General features: G+C 71.4%; 12 protein-coding genes. 8 read left to right on the forward strand and 4 right to left on the reverse strand.

Annotated elements, in window-relative coordinates; translation table 11 throughout:
* Window positions 1-127 precede the first annotated feature (127 nt).
* Window positions 128-550, forward strand: a complete 423-nt coding sequence (locus tag LCD35_RS04690; RefSeq protein ID WP_225043765.1) for a response regulator transcription factor — start codon at window positions 128-130, stop codon at window positions 548-550.
* 73 nt (window positions 551-623) lie between these two features.
* On the opposite strand, the gene LCD35_RS04695 is transcribed toward LCD35_RS04690, so the two are convergent.
* Complete coding sequence (locus LCD35_RS04695) at window positions 624-2,165, reverse strand: acetolactate synthase large subunit (protein ID WP_224966187.1); 1,542 nt, start codon at window positions 2,163-2,165, stop codon at window positions 624-626.
* Window positions 2,166-2,540: 375 nt separating this feature from the next.
* Here LCD35_RS04695 and LCD35_RS04700 point away from each other — a divergent pair, with 375 nt between their 5' ends.
* Window positions 2,541-3,443, forward strand: a complete 903-nt coding sequence (locus tag LCD35_RS04700) for an alpha/beta hydrolase-fold protein (protein WP_224958153.1) — start codon at window positions 2,541-2,543, stop codon at window positions 3,441-3,443.
* A 46-nt stretch (window positions 3,444-3,489) separates the two neighbouring features.
* Here LCD35_RS04700 and LCD35_RS04705 read toward each other — a convergent pair whose 3' ends face one another.
* From LCD35_RS04705 to LCD35_RS04715, 3 genes are all read right to left on the reverse strand, one after another.
* Window positions 3,490-4,329 (reverse strand): alpha/beta fold hydrolase, encoded by an 840-nt coding sequence (locus tag LCD35_RS04705; RefSeq protein WP_224958152.1) that lies wholly within the window; start codon window positions 4,327-4,329, stop codon window positions 3,490-3,492.
* A gap of 77 nt (window positions 4,330-4,406) precedes the next feature.
* Window positions 4,407-5,471 (reverse strand): aldose 1-epimerase family protein, encoded by a 1,065-nt coding sequence (locus tag LCD35_RS04710; RefSeq protein WP_225043766.1) that lies wholly within the window; start codon window positions 5,469-5,471, stop codon window positions 4,407-4,409.
* 116 nt (window positions 5,472-5,587) lie between these two features.
* Complete coding sequence (locus tag LCD35_RS04715; protein WP_225043767.1) at window positions 5,588-7,327, reverse strand: glycoside hydrolase family 2 protein; 1,740 nt, start codon at window positions 7,325-7,327, stop codon at window positions 5,588-5,590.
* A 416-nt stretch (window positions 7,328-7,743) separates the two neighbouring features.
* Between LCD35_RS04715 and LCD35_RS04720 the strand changes: the two genes are divergently transcribed.
* The 6 genes from LCD35_RS04720 (at window position 7,744) to LCD35_RS04745 (ending at window position 15,407) form a co-directional block, all read left to right on the forward strand.
* Entirely contained in the window at window positions 7,744-9,468 is a 1,725-nt protein-coding gene (locus LCD35_RS04720) for an AMP-binding protein (protein ID WP_374108033.1), read from the forward strand.
* 232 nt (window positions 9,469-9,700) lie between these two features.
* Entirely contained in the window at window positions 9,701-10,348 is a 648-nt protein-coding gene (locus LCD35_RS04725; protein WP_225043768.1) for an MSMEG_1061 family FMN-dependent PPOX-type flavoprotein, read from the forward strand.
* A 244-nt stretch (window positions 10,349-10,592) separates the two neighbouring features.
* On the forward strand, window positions 10,593-10,961 hold the full coding sequence (locus LCD35_RS04730; RefSeq protein WP_224958148.1) for a hypothetical protein: 369 nt from the start codon (window positions 10,593-10,595) through the stop codon (window positions 10,959-10,961).
* Window positions 10,962-11,246: 285 nt separating this feature from the next.
* Window positions 11,247-12,956, forward strand: a complete 1,710-nt coding sequence (locus LCD35_RS04735; protein WP_224958147.1) for a class I SAM-dependent methyltransferase — start codon at window positions 11,247-11,249, stop codon at window positions 12,954-12,956.
* Between the two features lie 132 nt (window positions 12,957-13,088).
* Window positions 13,089-14,291: a methionine adenosyltransferase gene (gene metK / locus LCD35_RS04740; protein ID WP_308011273.1), complete on the forward strand. Its 1,203-nt coding sequence runs from the start codon at window positions 13,089-13,091 to the stop codon at window positions 14,289-14,291.
* A gap of 141 nt (window positions 14,292-14,432) precedes the next feature.
* On the forward strand, window positions 14,433-15,407 hold the full coding sequence (locus LCD35_RS04745; protein ID WP_224958144.1) for a carbohydrate kinase family protein: 975 nt from the start codon (window positions 14,433-14,435) through the stop codon (window positions 15,405-15,407).
* Window positions 15,408-15,509 lie beyond the last annotated feature (102 nt).

A 15,509-nucleotide genomic window follows, 5' to 3' on the forward strand; every position in this document is an offset into this window, starting at 1 on the left:
CCCGCGCCCCCGGGCCCCCCGCCCCCCCCCCCCCCCCCCCCCCCCCCCCCGGGGGCCCCCCCGGGGGGGGGGGGGGGGGGGGCGGCCCCCCCCCCCCCCCCCCCCCGGGCCGGCCACGAAGGTCGTGGTGCTCACCGCCGACGGGGACGCCCGCGGGGTGCGCGGCGCGCTGGCGGCGGGCGCGGCGGGGTACGTGAACAAGATGTGCGGGCTGTCGAACCTGCTGGACGCGCTCACCGCGGTCGCGGCGGGGGAGACCGTCGTGGCGCTGGCCGCGTCCCGCGTCCCCGCCCAGCAGCAGCGCGGCGACGCGCTCGACGCGCGGCGGCTCGCCTCCTACCTGACCGCCCGCGAACGCGAGTGCCTCGGCATGCTCACCGAGGGGGCGCAGACGGCGACGATGGCGAAGTCGCTGGGGGTGTCCCCGGCGACGGTGCGCACCCACGTGCAGGCGGTGCTCACCAAGCTCGGCGTGCACTCCCGCCTCGAAGCCGCCTCCCTCGCCCTCCGCCACGACCTGATCGCCGCACCGCAGCGCTGCGTCAAGTGAGGCCGGTGGACCGGCCCGTTCGACCGGCCCGCTCGACCGGCGCAGCGGGACGAACGGGCCGGGTCGCGGCGGGTCAGGGCAGGACGGCTTCGATGAGGTGCGGTCCGGGTTCGGCGGTGGCGCGGCGCAGGGCGGTGCGGAGCTCCTCGCCGGTGGTGGCGCGCACGGCGGGGACGCCGAAGCCGGTGGCCAGCGCGACCCAGTCGGCGCCGGGATCGGCGAGGCTGGTCATGCCGGTCGCCGCGGGCCCCGGACGGCGCACCCCGGCGCGGCCGAGCTCGGCCTCCAGGATGCGGTACCGGGAGTTCGCGCAGATCACGGTCGTCACGTCGAGCCCTTCCCTGGCCTGCGTCCACAACCCCTGCAGCGTGTAGGCGGCGCTGCCGTCGGCCTGCAAGGTGACGACCGGCCGGTCGGGGGCGGCGAGCGCGGCGCCGGTGGCGACCGGGATGCCCATGCCGATCGCCCCGCCGGTCAGCGCGAGCTCGGTGTGTGCGGGCGCGGCACCGGCGACCGCCGGGTAGGCCGCGGCGGCGGTGACGCCCTCGTTGACGATGATCGCCCCGTCGGGCTGTTCGAGCGCGATGGCGCTGGCGACGGCCTTCGCGTGCAGCTCGCCCTCCGGCGGGCGCAGCACCGGCTGCTCGCGGGCGGGAGGTTCCGCGTCGGCCCCGGCCGCCTCGGCGAGCGCGGCCAGCGCGCCGACGGCGTCCTCGTCGAGGTCGGCGAGGGTGTGCACCTGGACGTGCTCGGGCACCGGAACGCTCGGCTGGCCCTGGTAGCCGAAGAACGACACCGGGACGCCGGTGCCGACGAGCACCAGGTGGGTGTGCTCGGCGAGCGCGGCGAGCGTGTCCTCCGGGAAGTACGGCAGCGAGCGGACGGTGGGCACGCCGGGGCCGCGTTCCAGGCGCGCCGGGTTCCGCTCGGCGAACACCCGCCCACCGGTGGCGGCGGCGATCCGCGCGCCCAGCCGCAGCCCCTCCGCGCCCAGCGCCTCCCCGCCGAGCAACAGCACCGGGCGGCCCGGCCCGGCGAGCAGCTTCGCGATCCCCGCGACCCGCTGCTCGTCCACAGTGGATCGATCCGGTTCCGCCGGGATCGCGGGGACTTCGCCGCCATCGGTCCACATGTGGTCGGCGGCGGCGATCAGCGTCGCGGGCATCCGCTCGCGCAGCGCGGCCTGCCGGACTTCGAGGAATTCGCCCGCGGCAGCCGCGGTGCTCGTCGTGCGGAGCACCCGGCACGACACCGGCCGCGCCAGCGAATCGATGTCGGCGGCGAGCGGCGCGTCCGCGGCCTGGTGCCAGGTGGCGTGCTCGCCGATCACGTTGAGCACCGGCGTGCGGGCGCGTCGCGCGTTGTGCAGGTTCGCGATCCCGTTGGCGAAGCCCGGACCCAGGTGCAGCAGCGTCATCGCCGGTCGCCCGGTGATCCGCGCGTAGCCGTCGGCGGCGCCGGTCACCACGCCCTCCGCGAGGCCGAGCACCGTTCGGATGCCGCCGACCGAGTCGAACGCCTCCACCAGCGGAAGTTCCGTCGTGCCCGGGTTCGCGAAGCACGTCGTCACGCCCGCCTCGCGGGCCGCGGTGAGCAGGCTCTCCGCACCGTTCACACCCGTTCCCCTCTCCACTCGGTTCCCAGGTCATGCTGCAACCGGCCAGCCTCGCGGACAACCACTGACTCCGACTTCGCGTCATCTGTTGCGTGGTGCTCGGGTGGCGGAACCTCAGCGGCCCCCTCGCTGCGGATCGTTCTCACAGGTGGCTCCGCCACATGCGACAACGCTGTCCTCGCGAGGGAACCGCTGAGAACCCGCGGGTGGTCCGGTTGCGTGCGTGGTCGCTGCTCATCGGCTTCGCCGCTGACAAGACACCGCCACGACCCGCAGGGCCGGTTCGGAGGCGTGGCGGTGGCCGCACTGCGCAACACGAGTCGAGGGGCGACCAGTAAAGTGTTCGCGGGACGTTGACGACGTGGTGGCAGGCGAATGCGGAACGTGAGACTGGGGCGGCGGAGCCTGCTGTCCTTGATGGGTGCGACGGCGGTCGGTGCGACCGCGGCGGCGTGCGGGCGCTCGAACCCGGGGGTCGCCACGGCCGAGGCGCCGCTGCGCAGACCGATGCCCCGGACCCCGGCGGCGACCGGGCCGGTGCTCCGGGTCGACACCGAGCGGTCCTACTACCGGGACGGGGACGTGCAGCTCATGTTCGCGTTCCCGAACGGGCTGGAGGCCACCGAGAACCTGCCGATCGTGCTGTACCTGCACGGCAGGGATGGGATGAGCCCCACCCCGATCCCGTACGAGACGCTGAGCAAGCTCGAAACCGAGTACGCCGGCGGCGCCATCCCGCCGTTCGGCCTGCTGGCGGTGGACGGCGGCTTCAACTCGTACTGGAACGACGGCTCCGCCAACGGCGACCTGCTCAGCATGCTGCTGGAAGAGGTCCCGGCCTGGCTGCGGTCCCGCCACCTCGGCGACCGCGACGGGCTGCCGTTCGCCGTCGCCGGAATATCGACCGGCGGCTTCGGCGCGCTGAACTACGCGGCCGAACGCACCCAGGTGGGCCTGCCCGTGGAGGCCGCGGCGCTGCTGGCACCCGCGCTGCCCGTGACCTGGGAGCTGATGAACGAGAAGGGCGTGTTCGCCACCGAGCAGGAGTGGCACGAGCACGACCCGCTGCGCCACACCGACCGGCTCGGCGACGTCCCGCTCGGCCTCTGGGTCGGCGACGTCGACGTGTACCGGGAAGGCGCCGAGCAGCTGGCCGCGGAGCACCCGAACACGCCGGTGATGTCGGTGCTGCCCGGCGGGCACGACGGATCGGTGTTCGACGCGGTCGGCTCGGAGATGCTGCGGTTCCTCGCGACCGGGGTGTCCGCGGAGGGCTGACCGGAGAGCGGGGCCGCGGGTGGTCAACCCGCCCTCCGGGCCCCGCTCACGCCTCCTGGTGGGCGATGAGGTGTTCCAGGACGAACCGGGTCAACTCCTCCGGTGCCTGTTCCGGGACCCAGTGCGAGACGTCCTCGACCATCTCGAACCGGTAGTCGCCGTCGACGTGGTCGCCGGTGGCCAGCGCCGCCGTGGAGCCGAGCGCGGCGTCCTCGGTGCTCCACACGTACAGCGTAGGCACCTGGATCCGCCCGATGGGCCCGGCGAACTTCGCCGCGCGGTACCAGTTCAGCGCGGCGTCCAGCGCGCCCGGTTCGGTGAAGCGCTGCACGTACTCCTCGACGTGCGGCTCCGGGATCTTGTACTCGTAGATCCGGCGCAACCGCCGCGCGCCGTCCTCCAGCAGCTGCTTGTCGGAGCCGGAGCGGCGGAACACCTGCATGTACTCGGAGCGTCGCTGCTGGTCCTCGTCCTCGCGCAGCGCGCGGGCGAACGCGTCCAGGTGCGGCACGGACACCGCGGTGAGCGTCGTGATCCGCTCCGGGTGGGCCGCGGCGACCGACCAGGCCACCGCCGCACCCCAGTCGTGCCCGACCACGTCGAACCGGTCCCAGCCGAGCCGGTTGGCGATGGCGAGCACGTCGCCGACCAGCGCCTCCATCCGGTACTCGAAGACCTCCGCCGGGCGCACTCCAGGGGAGTAACCGCGCTGGTCGGGCGCCACGGCGTGGCAGCCCGCGCCGCCGAGCACGGCGAGCTGCTCCCGCCACTCGATGGCGGCCTGCGGGAACCCGTGCAGCAGCAGGACGGGGCGGTCGCCTTCGGCGCCGGCGCTGAGCGCGTCGAAGGTGCCCGCCGGGGTGGGGATCTGGATGTAGTCGGCCACGACTGCACTGTAGGACTTCGGCCGTCGCCCCGGTCCGCGCGGTGGCGGGCGGTGCCACCGCGCGGGCGGGCGGCGGACTACTCCTCGATGCGGTAGCCCCAGCTGCCGCGGTGTTCCTGCCCGGGACGCAGCACGATCAATCCGTCACCGGTGACGAAAGCGTTGGGGGCGCACGTCATCGGCTCCACGGTGATGCCGGAGCGCGCGGGCCGGTCGGTCTCCGGCGAGTCGTCGGTGTAGACCTGCAGGTAGCCGTGCGTGCGGTCCACCCACAGCGCCACCTCGCTCCCATCCGACCGTCCGAACCGGACGGTCGCGGTGCCCTCGGCGTCCTGGGCCAGGTCGGTGAACGCGGTGTCCATCACCGTCGACCCGATCGGCCGCGCCGCGCGGAAGTCGAACTCGCCGCCCGCCACCGGGGAGGTGCCGGTGGGCAGCAGCCGGTCGTCCACCTCGTAGTAGGTGTCCGCGGGCAGCTCCAGCACGAGGTCGTCGAGGGGGCCGGTGCCCGCCGCCAGGTAGGTGTGGTTCGCCGTGGCGAACGGGGCGTCGCCGGAGCCGATGTTGCGCGCGGACAGCGTGCTGCGGAACCCGCCGCGCTCCAAGGCGAACTCGATGCGGAACGCCAGCTGGAACGGGTAGCCGTAGTGCGGCGGCAGCACGTGCTCCAGCACCACGCGGTCCCGCCGGTGCTCCACCGGACTCCACTCGGTGAAGCCCATCAGGCCGTGCAGCGCGCAGTCGCGTTCCGGCTCGTTGATCGGCACCTGCAACCGCTCGCCGCCGAACTCGTAGCTGCCGCCGTCGATGCGGTTCGCCCACGGCAGCAGCGTCTTGCCCTGCCAGCCCTCGCCGAGCTCGTCGGCGCCGTGGGTCAGCAGCATCTCGGTCCCGTCGACCTGCCAGGACAGCATCGTCGCCGCCACGCCCGCGACCACGGCGGTGTGCCGCCCGGAGCGCAGCTCGTAGAGCCTGCCGTGCATCGACCTCCCGGCACCGGCCGGGGGGTCCGCCGCGGCGCGCCCGGCACCGGGCAGCGCCCCGGCCGCGGCGGTCAGCCCGGCCGCGCCGGCCGCGGCGAGCGCGGCACCGCCCAACGATCGCCTGCTCCACCTGGTGGGGGAACCGTGCTCCTGGGACATCGTCGTCCTCCTCGTCGCGGGAATCCGTTGCTGCGGTGGAAAGAACGCCCCGGCCGGTAGTGGGTCCGGCGGGGGCGTCGCTCACGGGGTGGCCGGGTCGACCACGCCCCGACCGATCACGGGGTGCCCGCGTCGATCACGGCCCGGTTCGCGGCGCGCACCGCCTCCAGGTCCGGCTTCAGGATCTGCCGGTCGTAGGTGAAGAAGCCGTTCACCTCGTTCTCCACGTCGGTGGTCTGCGTGTAGACCGACGCCGACAGCCCCTTCTCACCGATGATGCGCACCAGGTCGTCGTGCACCTCCTGGTAGCGGCGGGTCAGGTCCGCGCGGGTGTCGACGATCTCGTAGGACGAGGGCTCACCGGGCCACAGGTGGCCGTCCTCGACGAGACCCAGCCCGCCGTACTCGCCGTCCACCGAGGCGCGGTCTCCGGTCACGTCCGGCGCGCCGGGGCCGACGTAGGTGTGGTCGTCGTAGATGTGCCCGGCACCGGTGTCCGGCAGCGAGTCGCAGCAGTTCACGCCGCTGGCCGCGTTCACCAGCCGGGTCGGGTCCTGCGCTTCGACCTGCTCGGCGACGCGAGCGGTGTCGAACTCGCCCCAGCCTTCGTTGAACGGCACCCACGTGACGATGGACGGCGAGTTGTGCAGCTGGTCGACGATGTCGGCGGCCTCGGCCTCGAAGTTCGCCTTCGCTTCGTCGCCGGGGGTCTGCCCGTTGACCAGCGCGGGGATGTCCTGCCACACCAGCAGGCCCAGCTGGTCGGCGTGGTAGTACCAGCGGGCGGGCTCCACCTTGATGTGCTTGCGCACCATGTTGAAGCCGAGTTCCTTGGTCTGCTCCAGGTCGAAGCGCAGGGCCTCGTCGGTCGGCGCGGTGAAGATGCCGTCCGGCCAGTAGCCCTGGTCCAGCGGGCCGTGCTGGAACAGGATCTTCCCGTTCAGCGCGAGCCGCGGCCTGCCCTGCTCGTCGTCGACGAGCCCGATGGAGCGCATCCCGGCGTAGCTGCCGACCTCGTCGACGGGCTGCCCGTCCTCGCCGAGCAGCCGCACCGCCACGTCGTAGAGGTACGGGTCGTCCGGCGACCACAGGTGCGGATCCGGCACTTCCAGGCGCACGTCCTGGCCGGCCTCACCGGTGGCGGTGGCGACCTCCGCGCCGCCGTCCCGCTCGCTGAGCACGACTTCGACCCGGCCGCCCCGCGAACCGTCCGCGCGCACGGCGAGGCTGCTCGACGCCAGGTCCGGGGTGATCTCGAGGTCGGTGATGTGCGCGTCGGCGACCGGCTCCATCCACACCGTCTGCCAGATGCCGGAGGCGCCGGTGTAGAAGATGCCGCTGGGGTCGTTGCGCTGCTTGCCGACCGGGAACGGGGAATCCTCGTTGCGGTCCTCGACCGCGACGGTCAGCTGCTGCGGGCCCTCGCCGGTGAGCGCGTCGGTGACGTCGGCGCTGAACTCGGTGAAGCCGCCCTGGTGGGTGGCGACCTCCTGGCCGTTGACGCTGACGGTCGCCTGCTGGTCCACGGCGCCGAAGTGCAGCAGCACCCGCTGCCCGGACCAGTCCGCGGGCACCTCGAACTCGCGCTGGTACAGCAGGTGGTCGTCGTGGCGCTGGATGCCGGACAGGCCGGACTCCGGCGGGTAGGGCACCAGGATCTGCTCGTCGGTCTCGGCGGGCGGGGAGTCGGATCCGGCGAAGTCCCACAGCCCGTTGAGGTTCTGCCAGCGTTCGCGCGTGAGCTGCGGGCGCGGGTAGTCGGGCAGGGCGTTGTCCGGGCCGACCTGGTCGGTCCACGGGGTCGCCAGCGGCGGGTCCTTCGGTTCCCATGCGGCGGGTTCGGCCTGAGCGGGCATGCCGGTCACGGTAGCGAGCATGGCGGCGCCGATCAGAGCGCCGACGCGGAATCGGACTAGTGGTCGGCGGGTCAACGCGCGGCGGTGCACGTGGCCTCCTGGTGGATTCGAGCCGGTGGGGGAGGGGACGGGTCGAGTCGGCTCGCGCCGATCGGTGCAGCCCCCAGGCGCCGCGGCTCGCGCTCGCGCCCCCGGAGACGGTGAAAAAGGACGAAAGCGAAGCCACAACAAGCAACAAGAATGACCACGACCACACGTGAAGTCAACGGCACCACCCGAATGCCCGCGCATCGGACCAACGCCATGGATCTGATCGGGCGTGCCGGTTAAGTTGGTCCGGCGCGCCGGCGATCGTCCGAACGGGACGGTCGGCGGCCGCGCGGCACGTGCACCCGGTGGCCGAGGAGGACGCGGACGTGACCGAGCAGACCGATGCGGGCGCGGTGGCGGCGGGACCCGGTGGCGTCGAGTTCCTCGCTGCCCGGGACCTGCTGCTGAACACGCGCGAGGACTACGCCGCCGCCAGGGACGCGTTCCGCTGGCCGCGCCCCGCCGAGTTCAACTGGGCGCTGGACTGGTTCGACACCATCGCCGGACGCCAGGACCGCACCGCGCTGTGGATCGTCGAATCCGACGGCTCCGAGCGGAAGTTCTCCTTCGGCGAGCTGTCCCGCCGCTCGAACCAGGTCGCGAACTGGCTGCGCGGGCTCGGTGTGGCCCGCGGCGACCGGCTGATCCTCATGCTCGGCAACCAGGTCGAGCTGTGGGAGACCATCCTCGCCGCGATGAAGCTCGGCGCGGTGATCATCCCGGCGACGCCGCTGCTGGGGCCCGCGGACCTGCGCGACCGCGTCGACCGCGGCGCCGCGAAGCACGTGGTGACGACCTCCGCGCACGCGCCGAAGTTCGCCGACGTGCCCGGGGACTACACCCGGATCGCGGTCGGCGGCGCCGACGGCTGGCACGCCTACGCCGACAGCGCGGCGGCCGCGGAGACCTTCGAACCGGACGGACCGACCTCGGCGGCGGACCCGCTGCTGCTGTACTTCACCTCCGGCACCACCGCGAAGCCGAAGCTGGTCGAGCACACCCACGTCTCCTACCCGGTCGGACACCTGTCCACGATGTACTGGATCGGGCTGGAACCGGGCGACGTGCACCTGAACATCTCCTCGCCGGGCTGGGCGAAGCACGCGTGGAGCAACGTGTTCGCGCCGTGGAACGCCGAAGCGACGGTGTTCATCCACAACTACGAGCGCTTCGACGCGACCGCCCTGCTCGGCGAGATGCAGCGCTGCGGCGTGACCAGCTTCTGCGCCCCGCCGACGGTGTGGCGGATGCTCATCCAGGCCGACCTGAGCGCGCTGCGCACCCCGCCGCGCAAGGTGCTGGGCGCGGGCGAGCCGCTGAACCCGGAGGTGATCGAGCAGGTCCGCCGCGCCTGGGGCGTGACCATCCGGGACGGCTTCGGCCAGACCGAGACCAGCGTGCAGGTCGCCAACACGCCCGGCCAGGAGCTCAAGCCCGGCTCGATGGGGCGGGCGCTGCCCGGCTTCGAGGTGGCGCTGATCGATCCCGCGACCGGTGCGGAGGCCGAGGAGGGCGAGATCTGCCTGCGGCTGGACCCGCGCCCGGTCGGCCTGATGACCGGCTACGCCGACGATGCCGAGCGCAACGCCGAGGTGCTGCGCGGCGGCTACTACCACACCGGGGACGTGGGTTCGCGGGACGCGGACGGCTACATCACCTACGTGGGCCGCACCGACGACGTGTTCAAGGCATCGGACTACCGGATCTCGCCGTTCGAGCTGGAGAGCGTGCTGCTGGAGCACGAGGCGGTCGCCGAGGCCGCGGTGGTGCCGTCCCCGGACCCGATCCGGTTGGCGGTGCCGAAGGCGTACGTGGTGCTCGCCGCGGGCTGGGAGCCGGGGGAGGCCACGGCGCTGGCGATCCTGCGCTTCGCCCGCGAGCACCTCGCCCCGTACAAGCGGATTCGCCGCCTGGAGTTCACCGAGCTGCCGAAGACGATCTCCGGCAAGATCCGCCGCGTCGAGCTGCGCACCCGCGAGGAGGAGATCCACGCGGAGCCGTCCCCCGCGGGCGAGTACCGCGAGGAGGACTTCCCGGACCTCAAGTCCTGATCGCGTCGGTTCCCGCGCCGGGCGGTGCCGTTCGGCCGTCCGGCGCGACGACGTTCCTGCGCCGTCGACCCGCGCCCGCCGGCGGGTCCGGGCGGCACGGGGTGCGTTCGGCGGCCGTCCCGGTGCTCCGGGCGGTCCCGGTGACGCAGCACCATGGTCCAATCCGGTCTGGTTAGGGTAACCTAACACTCGATCCCGGGGGTGGGATCGTGCCGATGACCGGGGAGGCGACGTGGACGGTCGCGACATCACCGAGGCGGATCCGGACGTGGTGAGCTCCGAGGAGCAGCTGCGCGAGATCATCGCCGAACCGCACCGGGCCATCGCCGAGAAGGCGATCGACCACGTGGACGAGCAGTCCGCGCTGTTCCTGCGCGCCTCCCCGTTCTTCGTGCTGGCCACCACGTGCCCGGACGGTTCGATGGACGTCTCACCGCGCGGCGACGCGCCCGGCGGGGTGCTGGTGGCCGAGGAGGGCCGGGCGCTGGTGTTCGCCGACCGCAAGGGCAACCGGCGGCTGGACAGCCTGCGCAACGTCCTGCGGCACCCGCAGGTGGGCATGCTGTTCTTCGTCCCCGGCTCGAACGACACGTTGCGGGTCAACGGCACCGCCACCGTCCTGCGCGGTGGGCCGCACCTCGACGAGCTGGCGGTGGACGGCAAGCGCCCGGACCTGGCGATCCGGGTGCGGATCGACGAGCTGTACCTGCACTGCGCGAAGGCGTTCCTGCGGTCCTCGCTGTGGGACCCGGCGAGCTGGCCGGAACCCGGCACGGTGCCGAGCGCGGGGCGCATCGCGAAGAGCCAGGCGGGCAGCCGGATGCCGGAGTCGGTGTTCAACGCCGCGCTCAAGCTCGACGCCCGTTTCCGGAAGTACTGACCCCTCCGCTCGCACGTCCGGCGGAGGTCGGATGGGCGCGGCGCGGGGGAGCGGAATTCGGGTGAGACTTGTCTCCGGCCGGGAGCGGCCGCCATTCGCGGGGATCAATTCAGAATTCGCCGAATTCGTGCCGATCCAGTTCGGCTCCCGGGAGCGCGGGCGGCCGGTGCGGTCCGCCGGCGCGGGGGCGCTCCGCGGTCCCCGGGGCTGGACGCGCGTGTGCGCTGCGACGATGGTCCGATCGGTGGAGCAGGTCGGCGGCCGGGCCGGGCAGGCGGACTCAGCGGAAAATCCCGGAAAAACCTCGTCGGGGGCTGGCGCATCGGCCGTGGGCATCGTAACATCCCTAGCTCCCCGGACCGATGTCATCGGCGCAAAAAGGGAAATCGGTACCCGCCGCGAGCCCCGTCCCCGAAGTTTTGTGGGCATTCGCGGTTGCGCTATTCGCTGTTGTCGTGGTAAGTGCTGCGTACGCGATCGTACACACATCGGCGCTGCGGTGCACTTATGCGATCGTGACATGCCGCAAAATGGGGAAGAAAAAACGCTGGTGGCAGCGCATATTTTTACCCAGGGTGACGATGCGAATCACGCTTATATCCCATTGCTGTGATCAGTGTCACATCTCTGCACGCTTGCTTCGGCAACTCATTCGAATAGTTTGGTTACTCGACGCACGGATTTCGCGTCGAGCGCCGGTCGGCAATGGAGCGGGCCGAGTGCGACGACTGGCGTAGGTGCGCGGCCTGAATTCATCGGCCGCCCACGCCGGCGCGTAGGTGTCGCCTTTATTCGAGCGGCGACCCCGCACGACCGCGAGTTGATCTCGACGAGGCGGATTCGCGCGGACTGAGTGGTGCATGAGGCGCATGACCAACGCGAGTGGTGGGAGTGAAGCATGGCCAAGAGCGTGGACGACCTGGCTCAGCACGGTGAACGCGGTGGAGCGGCCGAGGACCCGGCCGAACTGGTGGCCCGCGAGGAGCAGGTCTTCGGCGACAACCCGTTGGAAGTGCGCGAATCCGACCATTACACGCACGAGTACGTCGGCGGGTTCGTCGACAAGTGGGACGACCTGATCGACTGGAAGAAGCGCTACGAGAGCGAGGGCCGGTTCTTCATCGACCAGCTCAAGGCGCGTGGTGTCGAGTCCGTGCTGGACGTCGCCACCGGCACCGGGTTCCACTCGGTGCGGCTGCTGGAGGAGGGCTTCGAGACGGTCAGCGCCGACGGCAGCCCCCAGATGCTGGCCAAGGCGTTCAGCAACGGCCTGACCTACGGCGGGCACATCCTGCGCGTCGTGCACGCCGACTGGCGCTGGCTGAACCGCGACGTGCACGGCGAGTACGACGCCATCATCTGCCTGGGCAACTCGTTCACGCACCTGTTCTCCGAGCGCGACCGGCGCAAGGCCCTGGCCGAGTTCTACGCCATGCTCAAGCACGACGGCGTGCTGATCATCGACCAGCGCAACTACGACGCCATCCTGGACGACGGGTTCTCCAGCAAGCACACCTACTACTACGCGGGTGACGACGTCTCCGCGGAGCCCGACCACGTCGACGAGGGCCTCGCCCGGTTCAAGTACACCTTCCCGGACAAGAGCGAGTTCTTCCTCAACATGTACCCGCTGCGGAAGAACTACGTGCGGCGGCTGCTGCGCGAAGTCGGATTCCAGCGGATCGACACGTACGGCGATTTCCAGGAAACCTACGCCGATCAGGACCCGGACTTCTTCATCCACGTCGCGGAGAAGAACTACCGAACCGAGGAAGAATTGTCGGACGTGTATTCCACGGCGGTGCACACCGCCCGGGATTACTACAATTCCGAGGACGCCGACAACTTCTACTACCACGTGTGGGGCGGCAACGACATCCACGTCGGCGTCTACAACACCCCGGACGAGGACATCGACGCCGCGTCCCGGCGCACCGTGGAGCGCATGGCGAGCAAGGTCGAGATCACCCCGGAGACCCGGATCCTCGACATCGGCTCCGGCTACGGCGGTGCCGCTCGCTACCTGGCCAAGACCTACGGCTGCAAGGTGGCGTGCCTGAACCTCAGCGAGGTGGAGAACGCCCGCAACGTCCAGTTCAACGAGGCCGCGGGCCTCAGCGAGCTCATCGAGGTCAAGGACGGCTCCTTCGAGGACATCCCGTTCCAGGACAACGCCTTCGACCTGGTGTGGTCCCAGGACGCGATCCTGCACAGCGGTGACCGCGAGCGCGTGCTGGAGGAGGTGACCCGGGTGCTGAGCAAGGGCGGTTCGTTCGTGTTCACCGACCCGATGGCCGCCGACACGGCCCGCAAGCGGGACCTGGGTCCGATCCTGGATCGGCTGAACCTGGACACTATGGGTTCGCCCGGCTTCTACCGGCGCGAACTGGCCCGCCTGGGCCTCCAGACGATCGACTTCGAGGACCTCAGCTCGTACCTGCCCGTGCACTACCAGCGCGTGCTGGACGTGCTGGAGTCCCGCGAGTCCGAACTGTCCGACCGCATCGGTGAGGAATATCGCACGAAGATGAAGCGGGGCCTGCGGGCCTGGGTGGAGTCCGGCAACGCCGGAAGCCTGGCATGGGGCATCATCCACGCCCGTGCATGATCATCGATCGTGCGTGCGGTCGGCTCCGCTGGGCCGGTCGGCGGGGTGCCAGTGAGTGGACACTCATGACATCCGTGTCACGAGTGCGCAAGGATCGAAGCAGCCAAAGAAGCTGAGAGGTGAGGTTGAGCCGTGAGTGAGATCAACCGCAGGTTGTTCACCAGTGAGTCCGTGACCGAGGGGCACCCGGACAAGATCTGCGACGCGATCAGCGACTCCGTGCTGGACGCGATGCTGGCCCAGGACCCGCGTTCCCGGGTGGCGGTGGAGACCCTGGTCACGACCGGCCAGGTGCACGTGGCCGGTGAGGTCACCACCGACGCCTACGTCGACATCCCGTCCATCGTGCGGGAGAAGATCCTCGAGATCGGTTACGACTCGTCGTCGAAGGGCTTCGACGGCAACTCCTGCGGCGTGAACATCGCCATCGGCGCGCAGTCCCCCGACATCGGCCAGGGCGTGGACACCGCCCACGAGAGCCGTGTCGAGGGCGTCATCGACGAGATCGCCAAGCAGGGCGCCGGCGACCAGGGCCTGATGTTCGGCTACGCCTGCAACGACACCGACGAGCTGGCGCCGCTGCCCATCACGCTGGCGCACCGGCTCTCCCGTCGCCTGACCGAGGTGCGCAAGGACGGCACGCTGCCGTACCTGCGGGCCGACGGCAAGACCCAGGTGACCATCGAGTACGCCGGGGACCAGCCGGTGCGGCTGGACACCGTCGTGCTGTCCACCCAGCACGCCGAGGACATCGACCTCGACAAGACGCTGACCAAGGACATCAACGAGAAGGTCATCGCGCCCGAGCTGGAGCGTGTCGGCCTGGACACCTCCGACCTGCGCCTGCTGATCAACCCGACCGGCCGGTTCGTGGTCGGCGGTCCGATGGGCGACGCGGGCCTGACCGGCCGCAAGATCATCGTCGACACCTACGGCGGCATGGCCCGCCACGGCGGCGGTGCCTTCTCCGGCAAGGACCCGTCGAAGGTGGACCGCTCCGCGGCCTACGCGACCCGCTGGGTGGCGAAGAACGCGGTGGCGGCCGGGCTGGCCGGGCGCATCGAGGTGCAGGTCGCCTACGCGATCGGCAAGGCCGCCCCGGTCGGGCTGTTCGTGGAGACCTTCGGCACCGAGAACGTCGACCCGGTCAAGATCCAGGCCGCGATCAACGAGGTGTTCGACCTGCGTCCCGCGGCGATCATCCGGGACCTGGATCTGCTGCGCCCGATCTACGCGCAGACCGCCGCCTACGGCCACTTCGGCCGCAGCGACGTCGAACTGCCCTGGGAGAACACCGACCGGGCCGCCGCGCTCAAGAGCGCCGCGGGCATCTGATCGACTAGTGCGGACGAACGCACGGGCTGCCACGGGGCGCGGTACTGCCGCGCCCCGCGGCCCGGTGCGCCCGAGGTATCGAGAAGTTCTCAAGGCCGGTGGCCGACGATGTCGCCGGCCGGCCGAGAAGGAGTTGTTGCAGTGCGGATTGCGGTGACCGGGTCGATCGCCACCGACCACCTGATGTCCTTCCCGGGCAGGATCGCCGAGCAGCTGATCGCGGACCAGCTGGAGCAGGTGTCCCTGTCCTTCCTCGTCGACGAGCTGGAGGTGCGTCGCGGCGGGGTCGCGGCGAACATCACCTTCGGTCTCGGCAAGCTCGGAGTCACCTCGCTGCTGGTCGGCGCGGTCGGCCAGGACTTCGAAGAGTACCGCGCGTGGCTGGAGCGCCACGGAGTGGACACCGCGTCGGTGCACGTGTCCGAGACCAAGCACACGTCCCGGTTCCTGTGCACCACCGACCAGGACTTCAACCAGATCGCCTCGTTCTACCCGGGCGCCATGTCGGAGGCCGCGCAGATCGAGCTCAAGTCCGTCGCGGACCGCGCGGGCGGGCTGGACCTCGTGGTGATCTCCGCGAACGACCCGGACGCGATGGTCAAGTACACCGCGGAATGCCGGGAGCGCGGTTACGCGTTCCTCGCCGACCCCGGCCAGCAGCTGGCCCGGATGGACGGCGAATCGGTCCGCGAACTCGTCCGGGGCGCGAAGTACCTGTTCACCAACGAGTACGAGCACGGCCTGCTGCTGCAGAGCACCGGCTGGAGCCACGACGAGGTGCTCGCCGAGGTCGGCGCCTGGGTGACCTCGCTGGGCGCCAAGGGCCTCAAGGTCGAGTCGGCGGACGCCCCGACCTTCGAGATCCAGCCGCCCAAGGAGAAGCAGAAGGGCGACCCGACCGGTGTCGGCGACGCCCTGCGCGCCGGCTTCCTGGCGGGGCTCTCCGGCGAGCTGAGCGTGGAACGGGCGCTGCAGCTGGGCTGCACGCTGGCGACCGTCTCGCTGGAGACGGACGGGCCGCAGGAGTACGACGTCGAGCGCGAGTCGTTCCTCGCGCGCATCGGTGAGGCGTACGGCGACACCGCCGCCGCCGAGATCGGTTCGAAGCTGCGTTGAGTTCCCCGGGGCGGTGGGGGGGGGGGGGGGGCGCGGCGCCGCCGGGGGGGGGGGGGGGGGGGGGGGGGGGGGGGGCGGGGGGGGGGGCGGGGGTGGCGGAGA

Source organism: Saccharopolyspora sp. 6V (assembly GCF_020176785.1).
GTDB lineage: Bacteria > Actinomycetota > Actinomycetes > Mycobacteriales > Pseudonocardiaceae > Saccharopolyspora_C > Saccharopolyspora_C gregorii.

Bases quoted from the DNA above. Each gene is read 5' to 3' on its own strand.
- LCD35_RS04700 (WP_224958153.1), top strand. From the start codon at position 2,541: ATGCGGAACGTGAGACTGGGGCGGCGGAGCCTGCTGTCCTTGATGGGT.
- LCD35_RS04715 (WP_225043767.1), bottom strand. From the start codon at position 7,327: ATGCCCGCTCAGGCCGAACCCGCCGCATGGGAACCGAAGGACCCGCCG.
- LCD35_RS04735 (WP_224958147.1), top strand. From the start codon at position 11,247: ATGGCCAAGAGCGTGGACGACCTGGCTCAGCACGGTGAACGCGGTGGA.
- LCD35_RS04710 (WP_225043766.1), bottom strand. From the start codon at position 5,471: ATGTCCCAGGAGCACGGTTCCCCCACCAGGTGGAGCAGGCGATCGTTG.